Origin of the sequence: Paenibacillus xylaniclasticus, from assembly GCF_004001065.1 — a bacterium.
In the GTDB taxonomy this organism is placed as follows: domain Bacteria; phylum Bacillota; class Bacilli; order Paenibacillales; family Paenibacillaceae; genus Paenibacillus_T; species Paenibacillus_T xylaniclasticus.
The window spans coordinates 1-1867 of sequence record NZ_BIML01000065.1; the positions used below are offsets into that span (position 1 = coordinate 1).

The window sequence follows — 1867 nt, forward strand, 5'->3', positions numbered from 1 at the left end:
CTTGCAGCAGCTGAAGCCGGTGAAGGAAGCGGCGGTAGTGGCGGTCGAGGATGCAAACGGCGAACAAGCGTTGTGTGCATATATTGTTTGCGATGGAGAGCCAAGTATTGCGCAGCTGCGTTCTAGCTTGGGTGAGACGATGCCTGCGTATATGATTCCGGCATACTTCGTGCAGCTAGACCAGATTCCACTGACGGTGAACGGGAAGATAGATCGGCAGGCACTTCCGAAACCGGAGACGGAAACACTCCGTGGTACGGAATACGTCGCACCGCGGACAGAGGCGGAGGAGCTGCTTACAGCGATCTGGCAAGAAGTGCTAGGCATCGAACGAGTAGGGATCGAGGATAACTTCTTCGATTTGGGTGGGGATTCCATCAAAGCGATCCAGGTATCCTCGCGCCTGCACAAGCATGGGCTCAAGCTGGAAATTCGACGATTGATGCAGTTGGGCACCATTTCAAAGCTAGTACCGTACTTGAAGCAGGAAATAGAAGAGGTTGATCAGCAGCCGGTTGAGGGCGAAGTGGAGCTTACGCCGATCCAGCAGTGGTTCTTCGCTCAGAACTTTACAGATCAACATCACTGGAACCAATCGGTCATGCTTGCTCGTAAAGAAGGGTTTGAGCCGGAGTATCTGCGAAGAGTACTCGAGCGGTTGGTGGAGCATCATGATGCGCTGCGTATGGTCTATACGTTAGAAGACTCCGGTATCCGCCAGTGGAATCGAGCATACGAAGAGAAATCAGATGACTTCTTCGAGCTTCGCGTCATTAAGCTAGGCAACACGGATCGAGTAAGCGAGCAGATTGAAAGAGAAGCAAACCTGCTGCAGTCCAGCATCCAGTTGAGTACGGGACCGCTATTGAAGGCGGCGCTGTTCAAAGGAACGGACGGGGACCATCTGCTGCTTGTCATCCACCATTTAGTCGTGGACGGCATTTCGTGGCGGATCCTGCTGGAGGACTTCTGGAGCGGCTACAAGCAAGCGCTGGAAGGCGAGGAGATTATCCTTCGGGCCAAAACAACCTCCTTCCAGGAATGGTCACGGCGAATAAAGGCCTATGCCGAAAGTCCAAAACTGGAGCAGGAACGATCCTATTGGTCAGAGATTGAAGGACATCACATACCGCGAATAAGGAAAGACCATGAGGCAGGAGAGAACCGAGTCAGGGATCTGGCGACCGTGAGCATGAGTCTGACATCGTCAGAAACTCAAAGTCTGCTGCAGAATGTCCATCAAGCGTATGGAACGGAAATTAACGATATATTGCTGACTGCGCTGGGATTGACATTGAGAGAAATCATGCAATCTTCGGTGGTGGCGTTTCATCTAGAGAGCCATGGGCGAGAAGAAATTATGGCGGAAGTGGATGTGAGCCGAACCGTTGGATGGTTTACGAGCATGTATCCAATCGTGCTGGATATGGGAAGCGGAGACGATCTAGGCCATCAGATTAAGACGGTGAAGGAGAACTTGCGGCGGATTCCGAATAACGGGATCGGCTACGGTCTTCTGACCTACATGGGAGCGCAACAGCAGGGAGAACGTCTCAACCCGGAAATAAGCTTTAATTACCTGGGCAGCTTTGAACAAAGTGTAGGGGAAGAGCTAAGCTTCTCGGAGTACGGACACGGTTATGGATCAAGCTTAAACGGGGAAAGAACGCATGTGCTGAGTATAACGGGCATTAGCGCGGAAGGAACGCTGCAATTCTCGATCAACTATAGTCGGAAACAGTACGAGCTGGAGAGTATGGAAAAGCTGGCTGAGTTGTTCCGCACGAACCTCATCCGTCTCATTCGGCATTGCGAGCAGAAAGACACGCGCGAGATCACTCCGTCCGATTTAGGGAAGCATCACGGG

1 protein-coding gene is annotated in these 1867 nt (G+C 52.0%); it reads left to right on the forward strand.

Annotation, left to right across the window (positions count from 1 at the left end):
• Positions 1-1867: condensation domain-containing protein (locus tag PXY01_RS21840; RefSeq protein ID WP_246028063.1), on the forward strand; the 1867-nt coding region annotated here is incomplete at both ends.